The 17,640-nt window shown below is 61.4% G+C and carries 13 protein-coding genes and 2 pseudogenes; 7 read left to right on the top strand and 8 right to left on the bottom strand.

The window, feature by feature from the left end:
• The first annotated feature begins 55 nt into the window (after positions 1–55).
• Positions 56–571 (top strand): GNAT family N-acetyltransferase, encoded by a 516-nt coding sequence (locus BHC62_RS26300; protein WP_029295784.1) that lies wholly within the window; start codon positions 56–58, stop codon positions 569–571.
• 16 nt (positions 572–587) lie between these two features.
• Here the strand turns inward: BHC62_RS26300 and BHC62_RS29435 are convergent.
• The 3 genes and pseudogenes from BHC62_RS29435 to BHC62_RS26290 form a co-directional block, all read right to left on the bottom strand.
• A pseudogene (locus tag BHC62_RS29435) lies at positions 588–1,016 on the bottom strand (methyl-accepting chemotaxis protein); the annotation flags it as partial.
• A gap of 111 nt (positions 1,017–1,127) precedes the next feature.
• Positions 1,128–1,814: pseudogene (locus BHC62_RS29430) on the bottom strand (PAS domain-containing protein); the annotation flags it as partial.
• A 194-nt stretch (positions 1,815–2,008) separates the two neighbouring features.
• Positions 2,009–2,341 carry a DUF2790 domain-containing protein gene (locus BHC62_RS26290; RefSeq protein ID WP_029295788.1) on the bottom strand — a complete coding sequence of 111 codons (333 nt, stop codon included), beginning with the start codon at positions 2,339–2,341 and terminating at the stop codon, positions 2,009–2,011.
• Positions 2,342–2,598: 257 nt separating this feature from the next.
• Between BHC62_RS26290 and BHC62_RS26285 the strand changes: the two genes are divergently transcribed.
• The 4 genes from BHC62_RS26285 (at position 2,599) to BHC62_RS26270 (ending at position 6,606) form a co-directional block, all read left to right on the top strand.
• Complete coding sequence (locus tag BHC62_RS26285; protein ID WP_070996728.1) at positions 2,599–3,924, top strand: OprD family porin; 1,326 nt, start codon at positions 2,599–2,601, stop codon at positions 3,922–3,924.
• Between the two features lie 174 nt (positions 3,925–4,098).
• Positions 4,099–4,293 (top strand): hypothetical protein, encoded by a 195-nt coding sequence (locus BHC62_RS26280; protein ID WP_029295793.1) that lies wholly within the window; start codon positions 4,099–4,101, stop codon positions 4,291–4,293.
• Positions 4,294–4,528: 235 nt separating this feature from the next.
• Positions 4,529–5,203: a heavy metal response regulator transcription factor gene (locus BHC62_RS26275; RefSeq protein ID WP_029295795.1), complete on the top strand. Its 675-nt coding sequence runs from the start codon at positions 4,529–4,531 to the stop codon at positions 5,201–5,203.
• The gene (locus BHC62_RS26270) at positions 5,200–6,606 is read left to right on the top strand and encodes a heavy metal sensor histidine kinase (RefSeq protein WP_070996727.1); all 1,407 of its coding nucleotides are present in this window, start codon (positions 5,200–5,202) and stop codon (positions 6,604–6,606) included. The genes BHC62_RS26275 and BHC62_RS26270 overlap by 4 nt, the downstream gene beginning before the upstream one ends.
• 280 nt (positions 6,607–6,886) lie before the next feature.
• Here BHC62_RS26270 and BHC62_RS26265 read toward each other — a convergent pair whose 3' ends face one another.
• From BHC62_RS26265 to BHC62_RS26255, 3 genes are read right to left on the bottom strand one after another with little or no spacing between them, the layout of a single operon-like run.
• On the bottom strand, positions 6,887–10,036 hold the full coding sequence (locus BHC62_RS26265) for a CusA/CzcA family heavy metal efflux RND transporter (protein WP_070996725.1): 3,150 nt from the start codon (positions 10,034–10,036) through the stop codon (positions 6,887–6,889).
• An 18-nt stretch (positions 10,037–10,054) separates the two neighbouring features.
• Complete coding sequence (locus BHC62_RS26260) at positions 10,055–11,218, bottom strand: efflux RND transporter periplasmic adaptor subunit (RefSeq protein WP_070996723.1); 1,164 nt, start codon at positions 11,216–11,218, stop codon at positions 10,055–10,057.
• 17 nt (positions 11,219–11,235) lie between these two features.
• A complete protein-coding gene (locus tag BHC62_RS26255; protein WP_070996721.1) occupies positions 11,236–12,459 on the bottom strand; it encodes a TolC family protein in 1,224 nt (407 codons plus the stop codon).
• Between the two features lie 182 nt (positions 12,460–12,641).
• On the opposite strand from BHC62_RS26255, the gene BHC62_RS26250 reads away from it, so the two are divergent.
• Positions 12,642–13,316 carry a heavy metal response regulator transcription factor gene (locus tag BHC62_RS26250; protein ID WP_070996719.1) on the top strand — a complete coding sequence of 225 codons (675 nt, stop codon included), beginning with the start codon at positions 12,642–12,644 and terminating at the stop codon, positions 13,314–13,316.
• Between the two features lie 80 nt (positions 13,317–13,396).
• On the opposite strand, the gene BHC62_RS26245 is transcribed toward BHC62_RS26250, so the two are convergent.
• Complete coding sequence (locus tag BHC62_RS26245; RefSeq protein ID WP_029295808.1) at positions 13,397–14,680, bottom strand: MFS transporter; 1,284 nt, start codon at positions 14,678–14,680, stop codon at positions 13,397–13,399.
• A 181-nt stretch (positions 14,681–14,861) separates the two neighbouring features.
• On the opposite strand from BHC62_RS26245, the gene BHC62_RS26240 reads away from it, so the two are divergent.
• A complete protein-coding gene (locus tag BHC62_RS26240; RefSeq protein ID WP_029295811.1) occupies positions 14,862–16,280 on the top strand; it encodes a short-chain fatty acid transporter in 1,419 nt (472 codons plus the stop codon).
• Positions 16,281–16,392: 112 nt separating this feature from the next.
• On the opposite strand, the gene BHC62_RS26235 is transcribed toward BHC62_RS26240, so the two are convergent.
• A complete protein-coding gene (locus BHC62_RS26235; protein WP_070996717.1) occupies positions 16,393–17,481 on the bottom strand; it encodes a DUF3396 domain-containing protein in 1,089 nt (362 codons plus the stop codon).
• Positions 17,482–17,640: the final 159 nt, after the last annotated feature.

Genomic DNA, 17,640 nt, shown 5'->3' with positions numbered 1-17,640 from the left:
CGGCCCGAGTGTGAGAAGAAAGGATGCGCGGCCACCACCTAGAGGTTTTCCAGGGATGAACCTGACATTGACGCCCCCACAATGGGATGACGTGAACGAGTTACTGGCGTTCGAGCTGGCCAATCGGGACTTTTTCGAAAGTTGGATCAATGCCCGGCCCGAGGCGTACTACAGCGTCGAAGGCGTTCAGCGCGCCATCGAGAGCGCACTGCTGGAGGCCAGCGAAGACCGCGCCTATCAGTATCTGATCCGCGAAAACGGCGTGCTGGTGGGGCGGATCAACTTTACCCAAGTGCGCCGCCGCTACTATCACTCGGCGTCCCTGGGCTACCGCATGGGGGCCCAGTTCACCGGGCGTGGCCTGGCACGACAGGCCGTGGCGCTGGGCCTGCAAAAAGCCTTTGGCGAGCATGCCCTCAAGCGCATCGAAGCCACCGTACGCCCGCAGAACCCAGGCTCGCTGCGGGTGTTGCAGCGCAACGGCTTTACCCAGTACGGGCATTCACGCAAGGCGTTCCTGCTCGATGGACAATGGTTCGACCTGCTGCTGTTCGAGGTTCATGCCCCCTGATTGGCCGGCCTTGAGTCTAGGTGGACAACTGGTTGGCAAACTGGCCCACCGCACTGACCACTTTCTGCGCGCCGTCCTGGATCTCGACGATCACCGTGCCCGCCTCTGCCGCCAGCGACAAACCCTGCTCGGCCTGCAACCGGCCATCGGTCATCAGCGCCACCGCATCGCGGGCCATGTCCTGGTTCTGGCGCACCACGCCGACGATTTCTTCCGTGGCTTTGCTTGTACGCGAGGCCAACTGGCGCACTTCATCGGCCACCACCGCAAACCCGCGACCCTGCTCGCCGGCACGGGCCGCTTCAATCGCGGCGTTGAGCGCCAGCAGGTTGGTCTGCTCGGCAATCCCGCTGATGGTCTTGACGATAGTGCCAATCACCTGGGACTGGGCGTTGAGCGCCTCGATGCCCTCGCCGGCCTGTTCCATGTGCTTGGCCAAGTCGCGCATCACCTCCACCGCCTGGGTAACCACAGCGGTACCGCGCTGGGCACTGCTGTCGGTGTGCAATGAGGTGCTGTAGGCAATGTTGGCGGCCTCGGCCACCGCGCGTTCCTGATTGATCTGGTCGGTGATTACCGTGGCGAACTTGACCACTTTGTACAGCCGGTCGTTGGCGTCCAGCACCGGGTTATAGGAGGCTTCCAGCCAGACTTCGCGGCCATGGGCATCCACGCGCTTGAAGCGGCCGGCGACAAACTCACCGCTGTTCAAGCGTTTCCAGAAGGCCTGGTAGTCAGCGCTGTTGTAATCCTGGGGCTCACAGAACATACGGTGATGTTTGCCCTGGATCTGCGCCAGGCTGTAACCCATGCCCTGCAGGAAACGCTCGTTGGCGCCCAGCACATTGCCATTGAGGTCGAACTCGATCACCGCCGTGGAGCGCACCAGCGCGGTGATCAGGTTTTCATGCTCACGGGACGCCTCAATGGTGCGGGTCAGGTCGCTGGAGTACACCGAAAACCGCTTGATGCGCCCGTCCGCGCTCCGCACCGGCTGCACGATGGAGCGCAACCACGCTTCCTTGCCATTGCCGCGCAGCAGGCGCACGGTGCCGGCAAAGTGTTCGCCACGGCTCAAGGCGTTGGCAAAGCGCTGCTGGAATTCGTCGCGCTTCACATGCTCCGGCACAAACCCATGGATGGCATGGCCCAGCAGATCGCTGGACTTGTAGAACATTTCGTCGAGGAAGTTCTGATTGACCGACTCGATCCGGCCCTCAGGGTCGAGGCTCAATGCCAGCATCTCGCTCTCCAGGCTTTCCTTGACCTGCTGCAGGCTGGACAGTTCTTCGCGAAGAGCGGACAGCTCCTGCTTCAAGCGGGTATTGAACATGGGGAACACCGGAGGGCAGTCATAGTGGATTGTCTAACCATCGGCGCTGCCGGCGTTTTCTGAAGAGGGCTTGAGCCCCCTGATACAATTATTTTTTCAGTGCCTCAACTGCCGTTATTACGGCACAAGCCCAAGACCTGATACTCAAGGGTCTTGAGCTGACCGCTGGAATCTTCATAGGTCATGCGCGAGGGCACCACCTTGCAGGTTCGCACCGGCGGCGTGACATTCACCACCCGGGCGATATCCAGCTTCATCCCGTAGCGATAAGCCTGGACTTCAGGCACCGGCTTGCCCTGCGCGGTGGCATAGCGCGCCATGGCCTCCTGGTTTTTTTGCATCAACTGCGCCATGGCGCGGTCCCCGCCACCTTCGGCCATCGCCCCCATGGACAGAGAAAAAACCACCACGCCCAGGGCTCGTGTCAAATGCTTCATTAAAGTGTCCTCGTCTGATTTCAAGTCGTTGAAAGTTCAGGATCGAGGGTAACTAACGCTTCCTGTCAGGAGCTTCACGGGCGGATTACGTATCCGTCATAAACCGTTGAACTGGCAAAATTGTAATGTGCAGGCCACCTCGGCGTTATCCGCTGTTTGCAACTATGAGCCGGGCTCCCCGCATCAGGGATAGCTCTCCAATAAGAACGCCCCAGGCGACTAAAAAGCTCATAGCTGCCAACACCGAGGAGCGATACATGCGTACTAACCGCACACTTTCCCTTTCCATCATCGCAGCACTGGCCAGCACAACACCGCTGGCGGGCATGGCCGCAGAAGATAAACCCGAGGGGTTTATCGAAGGCAGTACGCTGAACGTACTGGCGCGCAACTTTTACTTCAATCGCGATGACCGCAAAGGCCAGTCAAGCCCGACCGGAAACGGCTATTCAGAAGCGTGGGCCCAGGGCCTGATCGGCAAGTTCGAGTCCGGGTTCACCCAGGGCACCGTGGGGTTCGGCCTGGATGCGTTTGCGATGTATGGCCTCAAGCTCGATTCCGGCACCGGGCGCAGCGGCGGCCGGGGCTCATTCGACATGTTGCCGGTAGACAGCGACAACCGTCCCGAAGACGACTACAGCAAGCTCGGCGGTGCAGTAAAAATGCGTTTGCTGGACACGGTGGTCAAAGTCGGCGACGTCTTCCCGCAAACCCCGGTGGTGCACTACGGCGACTCACGCCTGCTGCCGGAAAGCTTTCGTGGTGTGACCCTGGAAAACACCAGCCTGGAAGGCCTGACCTTGCAAGGTGGACGCTTGCACGCCATGAGCCAGCCAACCCAAAGCGGCATGCGTGAGGGTTTTGCGACGTTTTACGCAGGCAATGTGAATGCGCCCTGGGTCGGTTACTTCGGCGGCGACTACCAGGCCCAGCATTGGAGCCTGAGCCTCTACAGCAGCCGCCTCAAGGACGCCTGGGATCAGTACTACTTCGGTACAGCGGTCAATTATCCGCTGACGGACGAGGTGGCGATGTTTGCCGGTTTCAACTATTACAACGCCCAGGACGAGGGCAAGCGGTTGCTGGGCGAGCTCAACAACAATATCTGGAGTGCCAAGCTTGGGGTTAAGGTCGGCGCCCATCGCCTGGCGCTGTCCCACCAGCGCAACAACGGCAACGATGACTTCGATTACCTGCGCCAGTCCGACTCGATCTTCCTCGACAACTCGATCCAATACAGCGACTTCAACTCGCCCAAGGAACGTTCATGGGCCCTGCGATATGACCTGGACATGCAGACCCTGGGCATCCCCGGCCTGTCGTTCATGACCCGCTATGGCAAGGGCACTGGCGCTGACTACAGCAACGCCAACTCGGTGTATATGCGTCGCGACGCCTTGGGTGACCCACTCACCGACCAGCGCCGCTGGGAGCGCGATATCGAGGCCAAGTACGTGTTCCAGGGCGGCAGCCTGAAAGACCTGTCGATACGCATTCGCCAGGCGACGGTACGCTCCAGCGCCTTTGAATCGGACCTGGAAGAATTGCGGCTGATCATGGAATACCCGCTGGCCATCCTCTGATAACACTCAACGGCAAGTGCTTACATTCACTTGCCGTTGACTAGCACTTCTTCACAATTTGCAGCCTGTCAGAACTGTAATATGCGCCTCACGTTCTCGTTAAGTTGCCCTTCATATACTGCCTGCCTCGACCGACCGCGAACTAACGGCACGGGTCTTTTGCGGAGAAAGTTAATGAAGCCACTGCACATTTTATTCAGCGTTTTAATCAGTGCTGCCTCCACCGCAGCCCTGGCCGATGACGGCGGTGATCGCTCCCGCCAGTGGCTGGCCGAGTTTCGCCAGCAGCAGCAACAGATCCACGGCAGCCAAGCCGTGGCCGAGCAAAATCCAGCGCCCTCGGATACATCGGCCCCCACCGCCATCTGAGCGGCGCACCCCGAGCACATTCATCTCTTGAAGCTTTTTTTGTGGAGCTCCTTTGGAAGGAGATGAATTTTTAGCGCCCTCACGGGCGCTTTTTTTTGCCCGCTCGACGCCATCCAACGCCGCCCTTGACCCTGAAGCTACTTCAAGGCTCAGAATTTTCCTACTTTGTGGACTACAGCCGTTATCCCGTGTAGCTCCCGTCGCCTATTCGCTTATCAGTAAGAGGTCAATCTGCATGCGTATCCTTGTGGTTGAGGACGAGCCAAAAACTGCCGACTACTTGCATCAAGGCTTGAGTGAGAGTGGTTATGTCGTCGATTGCGCCGCCAGCGGCATCGACGGCCTGCACCTGGCCGGCCAGCACCGCTATGAACTGGTGATCCTTGACGTCAACCTGCCCGGCCAGGACGGCTGGCAGGTGCTGCAACAGTTGCGCCGCGACAACACCTTACGGGTGATGATGCTCACCGCCCGTGGCCGCCTGGCCGATAAGATCAAAGGCCTGGACATGGGCGCCGATGACTATCTGGTAAAGCCTTTCGAGTTTCCCGAGTTGCTGGCCAGGGTGCGCTCGTTGCTGCGGCGCAGTGAGCCGATTGCGTTGCCGGAAATATTGCGCGTCGCCGACCTGGAGCTGGACCCACGTCGCCACCGGGCATACCGGGGTACGCGGCGCATTGACCTGACCACCAAGGAGTTCGCGCTGTTGCAGGTATTGATGCGCCAGAGTGGCGAGGTGCTGACGCGCACGCAGATTATCTCGCTGGTCTGGGACATGAACTTCGACTGCGACACCAACGTGGTAGAGGTCTCGATCAGCCGGCTGCGGGCCAAGGTCGATGACCAGAGCGAGGTCAAGTTGATCCACACCATTCGTGGCGTGGGCTACGTACTGGAAACACGCCAATGAGAACCGGCAGTCTATCCATGCGCCTGGGGCTCACCGTCAGCCTGATGGGCGCCGGCCTGGTGCTGTTGCTGGCGAGCCTGGCGTACCTGGCCCTCACCCATGAGCTGGAAAACCTCGCGCGCAAGGGCCTGGAAAGCAAGATGGAGCAGATCCAGCACAGCCTGCTGCAAGACCTCAACACCCGCGACATCAGTGCCCGGCCGCATTCATTGCTGGACCTGGTGATGGGCCATGACAACTTCTACCTGACCATCATCGGCCCCGCGCCCGCCAATGCGGTGTTGCTGAGCGTCGGTGCCAGGCCCCAGGAGCCCTTGCTGCTGGACTTTGCCGCGAGGCAAACCCTGGGGTTTCTGAACTGGACCGATGGCCGTGACAACCAGATCCTCAGCGCATCGAGCGTGATGCGCCTGCACACCGGGGAGAATGTGCGGGTGTTGCTGTCCCTGGATCGTTCCGACGATCAGGCACTGCTCAGTGCCTACCTGCAATCCACGGTCATCGCCCTGCCGCTGTTGTTGATCCTGATTGGCATGGGTGCGTGGTGGCTGGTGCAGCGCGGGCTCGCCCCATTGCAGCAATTCAGCCGCGTCGCCGCCAAAGTCACTACCCAGGACCTGAGCCATCGCCTGGCCGTCGACAACCTGCCCAGGGAACTCAACGAACTGGCGCGGGGCATCAACGTGATGCTCGATCGGCTGGATGCCGGAGTACAGCAACTGTCGCAATTCTCCGACGACCTGGCCCACGAACTGCGCGCGCCCTTGACCAACCTGATGGGCAAGGCCCAGGTGACCTTGTCCCGTGCCCGGGCGCCCGACGAGTACAAATCGGCTCTGGAATCCAGCACCGAAGAACTGGACCGCTTGGCGCGGATCGTCGCCGACATGCTGTTTCTGGCCCAGGTCAGCCATCCGGCGGCGCGGGCTTCGTTTACCGCAGTGAACCTGCGCGATGAAGCGCTACGGGTCATGGAGCTGTTTGCGTTGAGCGCCGAAGACAAAGCGTTGAAGCTGAGCCAGGCGGGCGACGCCTGGGTCCTGGGTGATCGGCTGATGATTCAACGGGCCATTTCCAACCTGCTGTCCAACGCAATCCGCCATAGCCCGCACGGCTCTAGAATTTCATTGCAGGTCGACACCTATCACCAGCGTGTATCGCTGACCGTCAGCAACCCGGGCACGGGAATTGAAGCGCAACACCTGCCGCACCTGTTCGAGCGTTTTTACCGCGCCGACAACAGCCGCGCCCGCACCGAAGGCGGCACCGGGCTGGGGCTGGCGATCGTGCGCTCGATCATGAGCCTGCACCAGGGCCAGGCCGAGGCCAACTGCGTGCCGGGCGACGTGACCCAGTTCCGACTGATATTCCCCACCCTGCCCGCCACCCCGCAAGTCCCGTAGCTACCGACTCCCTTGCCGCACTCAGCAGTCTTATTGCCGCAAACGGGCTTGCTATGGCAAGCAGGTTCGTTGTGGAGAACGGGCTTGTCGTGGCGAGCGGGCTTGTCGTGGCGAGCGGGCTTGCCCCGCGCTGGGCTGCGCAGCAGCCCCAACAAACCCACCCCACTTACCCCAGGCACACCGAGCAAGCAGGTTTTAGGGCGGCTTCGCCACCCAACGGGGGACAAGCCCCCTCTCCACAACAAGCCCCTTCTCCACCGTAAGCCCATCCAGCGCGAGGTCAGGACGCTACCGGCTCTTCATCGCGCCGATGGGCCCAGTGGTAAAGCGCTGGCAGTACCAGCAAGGTCAACAAAGTCGACGAGATAATCCCGCCAATCACCACCGTCGCCAGCGGCCGCTGTACTTCAGCGCCGGTGCCGGTGGCCAGGGCCATGGGGATAAAGCCGAGGGACGCCACCAACGCCGTCATCAACACCGGGCGCAAGCGGGTCAAGGCTCCTTCATTGATCGCCACCGACAACGAACGCCCCTCCTCACGCAGGTTGCGGATAAACGCAATCATCACCAGGCCATTGAGCACCGCCACCCCCGACAACGCGATAAACCCCACCCCGGCAGAAATCGACAACGGAATATCGCGCAACCACAGCGCCATGATCCCACCGGTCAACGCAAAGGGAATGCCGGTGAATACCAGCAGCCCATCCTTGAGGTTGTTGAACATCATGAACAACAAACCAAACACCAGCAGCAACGCCACCGGGACCACGATCTGCAAGCGCTCGGAGGCTTCCTTGAGCTGTTCGAACTGGCCGCCCCAGGTTGTCCAGTAGCCGGCGGGGATCTTCACCTGCTCTGCCATCACCCGTTCGGCCTCAGCGACAAACGAGCCAATATCCCGCCCGCGCACGTTGGCACTGACAATCACCAGACGCTTGCCGTTTTCGCGGCTGATCTGGTTCGGGCCCAACACCAGGTCCAGGCTGGCCACTTGCGACAGGGCGATAAAGCCCAGTTGCCCCGTGGTATTGCCGGCCAGCGCGGGGATCGGGATCAGTAGCCGCGACAAGCCCTCGATATCGGTGCGCAGGGTTTCCGACAAACGCACCACCATGTCAAAACGCCGGTCGCCTTCGTACATCGTGCCGGCCTGGCGCCCGCCCACGGCGACGGCGATGGTGTCTTGCACATCTCCCACATTCAGGCCAAAGCGCGCGGCCTTGTCTCGGTCGATATTGATAGTCAGCACCGGCAGGCCGGAGGTCTGTTCCACCTTCACTTCCGACGCGCCATCAAGCTTGCGCAAGGTTTCGGCGATTTCCCCGGCGGTGTTGTTCAGCACATCCCGATCATCGCCAAATACTTTCACCGCCACGTCACTGCGCACCCCGGAAATCAGCTCGTTGAAACGCAGTTGGATCGGTTGCGACAACTCGTACTGGCTGCCCGGCACAATCGCACTGGCGCGCTGGATATCGGCGATCAGCGCTTCGCGGGACTTTTTCGGGTCCGGCCACTGCTCCTTGGGCTTGAGCATCAAGTAGGCGTCGGAAATATTCGGCGGCATCGGGTCGGAGGCAATTTCTGCAGTACCGGTGCGGGCAAATACCCGCTGGATTTCCGGCACCTGCGCCATCAAGTTTTTTTCCAGTTGCTGCTGCATCTGCACCGATTGCGTGAGGCTGGTGCCCGGAACGCGCAAGGCTTGCAGGGCGAAGTCACCTTCACTGAGGCTGGGGATAAATTCGCTGCCCATGCGGCTGGCCACGGCGCCAGACATCACGATGGTCAACAGCGCCAGGCCGAACGCCCAGGTACGGTGCGCCATCACCCAATCCAGCACCGGCGCATAACCACGGCGCGCGTTGCGCATCACCCAGTTTTCGTCCTCCTTGACCTTGCCGGTGACGAACAGCGCAATCGCCGCCGGGACGAAAGTCACCGACAGAATCATCGCGCCCAGCAAGGCCATGACCACGGTGAACGCCATGGGGTGGAACATTTTCCCGGCCACCCCGGTCAGGGCGAAGATCGGCAGGTACACCACCATGATGATCAGTTGCCCGAAGATCAGCGCGCGGCGCGCTTCTTTGGCAGCGGCGAACACTTCGTGCAGGCGCTCGCTGCGGGTCAGCAGGCGGCCGTGGCGTTGCTGTGCATGGGCCAGGCGGCGGATGGCGTTCTCGACGATCACCACCGCGCCATCGACGATAATCCCGAAATCCAAGGCCCCCAGGCTCATCAGGTTGGCGCTGACCTTGTTAGTGAACATCCCGGTAAAGGTGAACAACATGGCCAGCGGGATCACCATCGCGGTGATCAACGCCGCGCGGATGTTGCCCAGGAACAGGAACAGAATCACGATGACCAGCAGCGCACCTTCGAAGAGGTTTTTCTTCACGGTGGCGATGGCTTTTTCCACCAGGTTGGTGCGGTCATAGACCGTAACCGCGACCACGCCTTCGGGCAGCGAACGGTTGATCTCTTCGAGTTTTTTCGCCACCGCCCGGGACACACTGCGGCTGTTTTCGCCGATCAACATGAACACCGTGCCGAGTACCACTTCACGGCCATCTTCGGTGGCCGCGCCGGTGCGCAACTCGCGACCGATATCGACCTGGGCCACATTGCGCACGCGGATCGGCGTGCCGTCGACGGTGTTGATCACGATGTTGGCGATGTCATCGATGGACGCCACCTGCCCCGGCGCGCGGATCAGCAATTGCTCGCCGCTGCGCTCGATGTAACCGGCGCCGACGTTGGCGTTGTTGCGTTCAAGCGCCGTCACCAGGTCGCTCAAGGTCAGGTTGTAGGCGGCCAGGCGCTTGGGGTCCGGGGCGATCTGGTATTCCTTGGCAAAGCCGCCAATGGTGTTGATCTCGGCCACGCCAGGCACGTTGCGCAACTGCGGCTTGATGATCCAGTCCTGGATCACCCGCAGGTCCGTCGGCGTGTAGGCCGAGCCGTCTTCCTTGCGCGCCCCCTCCTCGGCCTCCACGGTCCACAGGAAGATTTCCCCGAGGCCAGTGGAAATCGGCCCCATCGCGGTTTCAATACCGTCCGGCAATTGTTCGCGGGCCACCTGCAAACGCTCGTTGACCAGTTGCCGGGCGAAGAACAGATCGGTGCCATCCTTGAAGATCACCGTGACCTGGGACAGCCCCGAACGCGACAGCGAACGGGTCTGCTGCAAGCCCGGCAAACCGGCCATGGCGGTTTCAATAGGAAAGGTGATGCGCTGTTCGGTTTCCAGCGGTGAAAAGCCGGGCGCCGCCGAGTTGATCTGCACCTGGACGTTGGTGATGTCCGGTACCGCGTCGATCGGCAGTTTCTGGTAGCTGGCGATGCCGACACCGGCCATCAACAACACCGCCAGCAACACGATGATGCGCTGCTCGATGGCAAATTGAATCAGACGTTCAAACATGGGGAATCACTCGCAGGATCAATGGGCGTGCTCGGCCGAAGCCTTGCCCAGTTCGGACTTGAGGACGAAGCTGCCAACGGTCGCCACCTCGGCGCCAGCCTCCAGGCCCTGGCGCACCTCGACAAAGCCGTTTTCACTGACACCCAGTTCAACGTGGCGGGTGACGAAGCCTTCGGCGGTGCGCACAAACAGCGAGGGTTTGTCTTCCACGGTCTGGATCGCCTCCACCGGCACAGTGACCGGCGCCGAATAGCTATCCGTGGCCACCTGCACCGCGACAAACAGGCCAGGTCGCCACGAGTCGTCGGGGTTGGCCACACTGACCCGCACCGTGGCGGTACGCGTCTGCTCGCCCAGCAAGTTGCCGACATAGGCCACGGTGCCCATCACGTCGGTACCCATTTCCGCCGAGCTGACCTTCACCGGCCGACCGACCTGGACCTTGTTCAGATCCTTGGGGAACACACCAAACGTGACCCACACCTGGGACAGGTCCGACAGGGTGAAAGCGGCGCTGGTCTCACTCACCACTTCGCCAACGCCCAGGTGTTTTTCCACCACCACCCCGGCAAACGGCGCACGCAGTTCATAGCGATTGCCGCCGGCCAGGACCGCGCTGCCACTCAGGGCGTTCATCTTTTGCCGCGCGTTGTTCAGGGCAATTTCGGCTTCTTGCAGGCTCTGGCGGGCCAGCAGGTAATCCTGTTCGGCGGAGATCTTGTCCTGCCATAACTGGCGCTCGCGCTGGAAGGTGGTGCGGGCCAGTTCGACCCGGCGTTGGCTGGCCGCCAACTCGCTGCGCTGATCCGAAATCTGCTGGCTGGCGATCACCGCCAACAGCTCGCCTTGCTTGACCTTCTGCCCAAGGTTGACCTTCACCGACTCCACCACCCCCGCCGCACGGGGCACGATATGGGAGGTGCGGTCTTCGTCGAATCGCACCTCGCCCGGCAACGACAGCAGGGTGCTGATTTGTCGGGGCTGGGCCTTGGCCAGTTGAATGCCGGCGGCCTGGATCTGCTGCTCATTGAGCACCAGCACGCCCTCTTCCTCTTCTTCCTCCGGCGCTTTGACGCTCGCCACCGGTGCCTGGGGCGCCACGCTGGTGGCCGGCCAAAACACCATCGCCGCGAGGGCAATAGCCGCTGCAACAGCCAAAGCCAGGCCTTGTTGTTTGTTCATGGGGAACTCCTGAAAGATCAAATGCGGGCAAGGTCGCCGTAAATCCGTTCGATGCGCACCCAGGCATCGGTGGCCTGGGCGAGTGCGGCGAGGTATTGGGTGCGGGCGGCGATCAAGGTGCGCTGGGCGTCGAGCACATCGAGGAAGTTGAACTTGCCCATCTCAAAGCCACGGGTGGCGCTGTCCACCGCGCTTTGGGCGGCGGGCAGGATCACTTGGTTGAAGGCGCGCACCTCACTGTTGGCGGTTGCCCACAGGTCCAGGGCCTGGCGGGTTTCGGTGCGCAGGCGCAGTTCGGTGGCGTTGCGCAGGTCCCGCGCCTGATCGGCTCGGCGGCTGGCCGCCAGCACATTGCCCTGGTTGCGATTGAACAGCGGGATCGGCATCGAGACGCCCACCAGATTCACCCGCTCGCGGACGCTGGCGTCGTACTGGCTGCCGATGGAGATATCCAGGTCGGGAATCCGCTGGGCCTTCTCCAGGCCCAGGCCGGCGTCCCGTTGCTGGATTTGCAGCTGCGCCAGGCGCAGCTCGGCGGTGCTCTCCAGGCGCGCCAGCAGTTGGGTGACCGAAGGCAGCGCCGGCGTATTCACGGCACCTGCCTCGACACGTTCAAAACCGATGGTGGCGCTGCCAGTGATGGCCGCCAGGCGGCGATAGGCATCACTTACGCCGATCTCGGCGCGGCTGCGCTCCAGGCGGATTTGCGAGACCTCTACCTGGGCGCGGGTGGCTTCGACCGGCGACGCCTTGCCCGCCGTGACCCGGCCATTGGCAATCACCAGGCCGCGCTCGGCCAGCGCCATTGAACGCTGGGCCAGTTCCAGGCGCTCCTGGGCCCACAGCGCACCATAAAAGCCATCGATGACCTCGGCTCGCAGCAGGTTGCGCCGCTGTTCCAGTTCCTGGGCGGCCGCATCTTGGGCCCGCGAGGCCACCTCGATGCGCGCCCCGCGTTTGCCGCCCAACTCCAGGGTCTGGCTCAGCTTGACGGTGGTGGTGCGGGTGCTGCGGCGGGTGTCTTCGGCATCCCAGGAGGCCACCGGGTTGGGGATCAGCCCGGCCTGCTGACGACCGCCCTGGGCGATGTCGATTTCCCATTGCGCAGCGGCCAGGTCCGGGTTGCCGGCAAACGCACTTTGCAGGGCCGATTCGAGGGTCAGGGTCTGGGCGCTTGCCACTTGGGCCATCGCCAATAACCCCACTACGGAGCACACAATTGTTCTTGAAAACATTGGCATAACAAGCGTTCCACACCCATGAGTTGGCGGACAAATCCAAGCAGGGGCAATGTAACTTTCGCTACTTATCAGGGGGGTGGCCAGAACATTACAAATCCGTTAGCAAAGGCTCTGGCCCGGGCTTTTGCTTTAACCTTCGCGGCAATTTCAGCGACTTCCCCTTGCACCGAGGCACCCTCGACATGCGAATCCTGGTTATCGAAGATGAACTGAAAACGGCCGAGTACTTGCACCAGGGACTGAGCGAGAGTGGCTATGTGGTCGACTGCGCAGCCAGTGGCGCGGACGGCGTTCACCTGGCGCGGCAACACGCCTATGACCTGGTGATTCTGGATGTGAACCTACCGCTGATGGACGGTTGGGATGTGTTGCAGCGGATCCGCCAGACCAGCAACACCCGGATCATGATGCTGACCGCCCACGGCCGCCTGGCCGACAAAATCAAAGGCCTGGAACTGGGCGCCGACGACTACCTGGTCAAGCCTTTCGAGTTTCCCGAACTGCTGGCCAGGGTCCGCACCCTGATGCGCCGCAGCGTCGAGGCGGCGGTACCGGACGTGCTGCGGGTGGCCGACCTGGAACTGGACCAGGGTCGCCACCGGGCCTTTCGCGGCAGCCAGCGCATTGACCTGACCACCAAGGAGTTCGCCCTGCTGCACTTGCTGATGCGCCAGAGCGGCGTGGTGCTGTCACGTACGCAAATCATCTCGTTTGTGTGGGACATGAACTTCGATTGCGACACCAATGTGGTCGAAGTCTCGATCCGCCGCCTGCGCGCAAAGATCGACGACCCGTTCGAGCGCAAGTTGATCCACACCCTGCGCGGGGTGGGCTACGTGCTGGAAGAGCGCGAGTAGCGGTACACCAGCGATCCAAACAGTGACTGATCCACCGCCATCGCGGGCAAGCCCGCTCCTACAGGGAGATTGTGGTGGCTTTAAAAAACCGGTCGATTGGCAAACCGCACGGCACTGGCCACGCCGACCGCACCCATCACCATGCAATAAAAAACGCAAATCCATGGGCTGGCGGGCATCAATGCAATCAGCATCAACGGCGTGGTACTCGCCCACAGCGCGTAGGCGATGTTGTAGGTAAAGGAAATCCCCGACACCCGCACCGGCGCCGGGAACAGGCTGACCATCACCGAAGGCACCGCGCCCACCACCCCGCAACTCAACCCGGCAATGGCATAGGCTGCGCCCAGCCACACGCCGCCGGCAATCAGGCTGGCGTAAAGCACGGCGATGCCCACCGGCAGCAGCAGGCTGTAGACCAGCACCGCGCGCCAGGCGCCGATGCGATCCACCAACAGGCCCGCCAATACGCAACCGATATTCAGGAAGACGATGCCCAATGCACTCAGGGCGAAGGTGTGGCTGGGGCTCATGCCGAAGGTTTTCTGCATCATGGTTGGCGTGATCACCACCAACACCACCACCGCCGAGGTGAGCACACAGGTCAGCAACATGGCCGGCAACAACGCCTGGCGATGGTCGCGCAACACCGTGCGCAGCGGCAGTTCGGCGTCGGCCTGGCGGCGCGCCTGCATGGCCAGGAACACCGGGGTTTCACTGAGCCAGCGGCGTAGCCAGACACCGATCACACCAAACACACCGCCCAATAGAAACGGAAAGCGCCAGGCGTAATCGAGGATTTGTTCAGCGGTGAACATCTGCGCCAGCAAGGTCGCCGTCAATGCCCCCAGCAGGTAACCGAAGGTCAGCCCGGCTTGCAGGAACCCCAAGGCATAACCGCGATGGTTGGCCGGCGCGTGCTCAGCGACAAAGACCCAGGCGCTGGGCACTTCGCCGCCCACCGCGGCGCCCTGCAAGACCCGCAGCGCCAGTAGGATCAGCGGTGCGAAATAGCCGATTTGCGCGTAGGTCGGCATGATCCCGATCAGTAGGCACGGCAAGGCCATCATCAGGATGCTCAGGCTGAACACCCGCTTGCGCCCCAGGTGATCGGCGAAGTGCGCCATCAGGATGCCGCCCAGCGGCCGCGCCAGGTAGCCGGTGACGAAAATTCCGAAACTCTGCAGCAGGCGCAGCCATTCGGGCATTTCCGGGGGGAAGAACAACTGGCTCAGGGTCAGGGCGAAAAATACGAAAATGATGAAGTCGTAGATTTCCAGGGCACCGCCCAGGGCGGCCAGGCCCAGGGTTTTATAGTCGGAGCGGGAAAAGCGCTGCGCCTGTGGATAAGCGGTGGCAGTCATGGAGAAGCTCGGCAGACAGACAAAATGGCGTGCAGGTTATGAGCTGGGCCGGATCCTGGCAATCGCAGCGGATATATTCGGTTTACTCATTGATCCATGAAAATAACAACATTCCCAAATAAATGGCCGTGGGCCAAGATGCCCGCAATCCGCCCCATAATAAATACAAGAGGTAAATAACGTGGCCGATCCTATCGAAGAAAGCCGCTACGCCCGCTTTGCCCTGCGTTGCTCGAACTTTGCCGAACGCTGGTTTCCTGACTCCTGGGTGTTTGCCGCCCTCGCCGTAATCATTGTCGCCGTGGCCGCGCTGGGCATGGGTGCAGCGCCCACCGACGCCGCCAAGGCCTTTGGCGACGGTTTCTGGAGCCTGATACCGTTCACCATGCAAATGGCCTTCGTGGTGATTGGTGGCTATGTGGTCGCCAGCTCGCCGCCTGCCGTGAAGTTGATCGACCGCCTGGCGCGCATCCCGAAAAACGGCCGCTCGGCCGTGGCGTGGGTGGCGTTGATCTCGATGGTTGCCTCGCTGCTCAACTGGGGCCTGTCCCTGGTGTTCGGCGGGTTGCTGGTGCGGGCGCTGGCCCGCCGCACGGATTTGCGCATGGACTATCGCGCTGCCGGCGCGGCGGCCTATTTGGGCCTGGGTGCCGTGTGGGCGCTGGGGTTGTCGTCATCGGCCGCGCAACTGCAGGCCAACCCGGCCAGCTTGCCGCCGTCGATCCTGGCGATCACCGGCACTATTCCCTTCACCGATACGATCTTTTTGTGGCAATCGGGCGTGCTGTTGCTGGCGCTGATCGTGGTGTCGCTGGTCATCGCCTACGTCACCGCACCGGGCCCCAACTCGGCGCGTGACGCCAAGGCCTGCGGTGTGGACCCGGCATTCAACCTGCCCAAGCCACAGCCACCAAGCCGTCCGGGAGAATGGCTGGAACACAGCCCGTTGCTCACCATTTTGCTGGCGCTGCTGGCTGCCGGCTGGCTGTTCCATGAGTTCTCGACCAAACCTGCGATCAGCGCTATCTCGGGGCTCAACACCTATAACTTCCTGTTCATCATGGTCGGCGCCTTGCTGCACTGGCGCCCGCGCAGCTTCCTCGATGCCGTGGCTCGCGCGGTGCCGACCACCACCGGGGTGTTGATCCAGTTCCCGCTGTATGGCTCCATCGCGGCGCTGATGACCGTGGTCAAGGGCGGCGATGGCCAGACCCTGGCCCACCATATCTCGACCTTCTTCACCTCCATCGCTTCACACGACACCTATGCGCTGCTGATGGGCGTGTATTCGGCGGTACTGGGGTTCTTTATCCCATCGGGCGGTGGCAAGTGGATCATTGAGGCGCCGTATGTGATGCAGGTGGCCAATGACCTGCAATATCACCTGGGCTGGGCCGTGCAGATCTACAACGCCGCCGAGGCGCTACCGAACCTGATCAACCCGTTCTACATGCTGCCGCTGCTCGGTGTGCTGGGGCTCAAGGCGCGGGACCTGATTGGCTTCTCGTTTGTGCAGTTGCTGGTGCACACGCCGTTGGTGCTGTTTTTGCTGTGGGCACTGGGGACGACGTTGAAGTACATGCCGCCCGTGATGCCTTAACCCTTGAGCGTCGCACCTGTCATTACGGCGGGTGCGCGCCTGCGACTCAAGCCCTATCTAGGTTTTGCTACTGCCGGACAGGAAGTTAGAAGCCCATTATGGGGCTTGCTTTCTACAAACGCCCCGGCAGCGTGTTTGTAGCATCCAAGCAGGATTCGTCACGAAGTAACTTGGCACGCCAGGCAGGTATATCGTCTGCGTCCACATCCAAGCGCTTGAGCCACTGGTCAGCCGACCAGTCCACCAGCCGCAACTCGCCATCATGAGAGCCACCGTGCAGTGAGCCTACAGTCTCGTAGCGGATGTCCTTGAGCACGTGGTTCAACAACACATAGGCAGCCGGTTTCGGATCATCGGCATCACCGCCAAGGTATGGGTATGCACCGGCCTGGATCACTACGCCGTTACCGTAGTCATAGAAGGCAAAATGGCTGGAAGGTAGCTGCGCACGCAGGCCATCCAGGCCGCCAACAAGATCCAGGCGTGTTTGGTCGAGCAAGGTCAGCCAACTGACCGTTTTGATTCTTGTGGGTTTGAACTCGGGGATATTCGCCAACAGAGCGGCTGTGCCTACATCCAATCCCGGCATGCGCGCCGCCATAAAGGCTTCAGTAGGTTCGTTACCATCCCGGTTGGTGACGGAAAGATTGAAGGCATGCCCCGCGCAGCCCTGCTCGGGGACTAATCGGCGCGCGGAGTCTAGGAACAAGCGCAAGAAACTGAGTGGGCTCTGCTCTTGGTACAAAAGCGGTACTGAGAACTGCAGGACGCTGAGCTCATCCCCCATCTTTGCCTTCCATCCACGCATACCAAAAACATCGAAGAGCCAAGCGCTAGCGTCGTTGGATTGCTTGCCACTGAGGTAGTAGAAGCTGAGAAGGTCGTCTGCATCCATTGCTTCGACCATATCTCGGAGTGGCTTTGCGTCAGCAAAAGCTGACAGTGGCTTGCCCTGAGGAGGTTCTTCGCGCCAGAGCCAGGTGAGGTGGGGCTCAGCCAAGCGTTTGAAGTCGTCGAAACACTGGCATAGCGCTTCGCGCACCAAACGTGTATGGGCCTCCTTGAAATACAGCGTTCCCCGCAGGCAAAGTACTGCGCCGATATAATTCTGGGGGCCGCCCGTCATCAATAGATGACCGGGTATTTCCAGCAGGTGTGGTTGCTTGGCAAGCTCTTCGGCTACATTGAATTCCGGTTCCATGGGGGCTCCTCCAAATCAGTAAGCGGGGATCATTGGCCGAGGGAAGCGGCCACGCGTCATGATAAACATCACGCCACCAGCGATGGCTGCGGCCCAGCCAAGCTGCGCCACTGGCACGTTGGACTGCTGATTTTCCTGGCTACAGTCACATTCGGTGGA

It is taken from the genome of Pseudomonas sp. 06C 126 (genome assembly GCF_001855215.1).
Classification (GTDB): domain Bacteria; phylum Pseudomonadota; class Gammaproteobacteria; order Pseudomonadales; family Pseudomonadaceae; genus Aquipseudomonas; species Aquipseudomonas proteolytica.
The sequence above is the reverse complement of the archived record's forward strand: the minus strand, read 5'-3'. Positions and strand labels throughout refer to the sequence as shown.

Excerpts from the sequence above, each read along its gene's own strand:
- BHC62_RS26265 (WP_070996725.1), bottom strand. The coding sequence starts at position 10,036 with ATGTTTGAACGTCTGATTCAATTTGCCATCGAGCAGCGCATCATCGTG.
- BHC62_RS26255 (WP_070996721.1), bottom strand. The coding sequence starts at position 12,459 with ATGCCAATGTTTTCAAGAACAATTGTGTGCTCCGTAGTGGGGTTATTG.
- BHC62_RS26300 (WP_029295784.1), top strand. The coding sequence starts at position 56 with ATGAACCTGACATTGACGCCCCCACAATGGGATGACGTGAACGAGTTA.
- BHC62_RS26260 (WP_070996723.1), bottom strand. The coding sequence starts at position 11,218 with ATGAACAAACAACAAGGCCTGGCTTTGGCTGTTGCAGCGGCTATTGCC.
- BHC62_RS26280 (WP_029295793.1), top strand. The coding sequence starts at position 4,099 with ATGAAGCCACTGCACATTTTATTCAGCGTTTTAATCAGTGCTGCCTCC.
- BHC62_RS26275 (WP_029295795.1), top strand. The coding sequence starts at position 4,529 with ATGCGTATCCTTGTGGTTGAGGACGAGCCAAAAACTGCCGACTACTTG.
- BHC62_RS26290 (WP_029295788.1), bottom strand. The coding sequence starts at position 2,341 with ATGAAGCATTTGACACGAGCCCTGGGCGTGGTGGTTTTTTCTCTGTCC.
- BHC62_RS26250 (WP_070996719.1), top strand. The coding sequence starts at position 12,642 with ATGCGAATCCTGGTTATCGAAGATGAACTGAAAACGGCCGAGTACTTG.
- BHC62_RS26245 (WP_029295808.1), bottom strand. The coding sequence starts at position 14,680 with ATGACTGCCACCGCTTATCCACAGGCGCAGCGCTTTTCCCGCTCCGAC.
- BHC62_RS26285 (WP_070996728.1), top strand. The coding sequence starts at position 2,599 with ATGCGTACTAACCGCACACTTTCCCTTTCCATCATCGCAGCACTGGCC.
- BHC62_RS26235 (WP_070996717.1), bottom strand. The coding sequence starts at position 17,481 with ATGGAACCGGAATTCAATGTAGCCGAAGAGCTTGCCAAGCAACCACAC.
- BHC62_RS26270 (WP_070996727.1), top strand. The coding sequence starts at position 5,200 with ATGAGAACCGGCAGTCTATCCATGCGCCTGGGGCTCACCGTCAGCCTG.